Origin of the sequence: Cupriavidus sp. SK-4 (assembly GCF_000611125.1) — a bacterium.
Classification (GTDB): Bacteria; Pseudomonadota; Gammaproteobacteria; order Burkholderiales; family Burkholderiaceae; genus Cupriavidus; species Cupriavidus necator.
Map to the genome: position 1 here is coordinate 1 of NZ_JFJW01000185.1, position 521 is coordinate 521.

General features: G+C 61.2%; 1 pseudogene. It reads right to left on the reverse strand.

Annotation, left to right across the window (positions count from 1 at the left end):
* Window positions 1–125, reverse strand: a pseudogene (locus tag CF68_RS36830) (DUF1294 domain-containing protein); the annotation flags it as partial.
* Window positions 126–521: the final 396 nt, after the last annotated feature.

Sequence of the window (521 nt, forward strand, 5' to 3'; positions counted from 1 at the left end):
AATTTCCGCTTCTGGTTTTTGTGTCGAAGCAGCTGCTGGGCGGCAAGCGCGCCCGGCCAGCCGCCGCAGAGCGCCAGTAGGTGCAGGGTGGTCTCAGGCGTGCGCCAGGCGTTTCGTCCCCGGGCCATATGTCGGCTGCTCTGCCACCCGTAGTCAGTGGGGTGTTGGCTTGTTGCAACCCGCCTTGCATGTTAGATCGGTTAGATTTGCCAATGGCGGGACGCCGTGGCAATGACATGAAGAACAACAACAGGTAGAGACATGGGTCGCAGGAGAAAGGGGCCGTCGCTTAGCGAGGTGTTGATGGACGCGCCGTGGTGGGTATCCGCCGCGCTGGCCGTGGGTGCCTACATTGTGTTCCGCGGAATCTTGCCGGCTATATTCGCGTCGCGTCCATTGTTGACGGGCATTTCCGTGTTAAGTCAATCGTTAGCCTGGGTTCCCCCCGCCATGTTCGGCTTCCTGGGTGTCCTGTCATACATCCGTGCGCGGCGTAGGGCGGGGGCCAGGCAGCAAGAAGT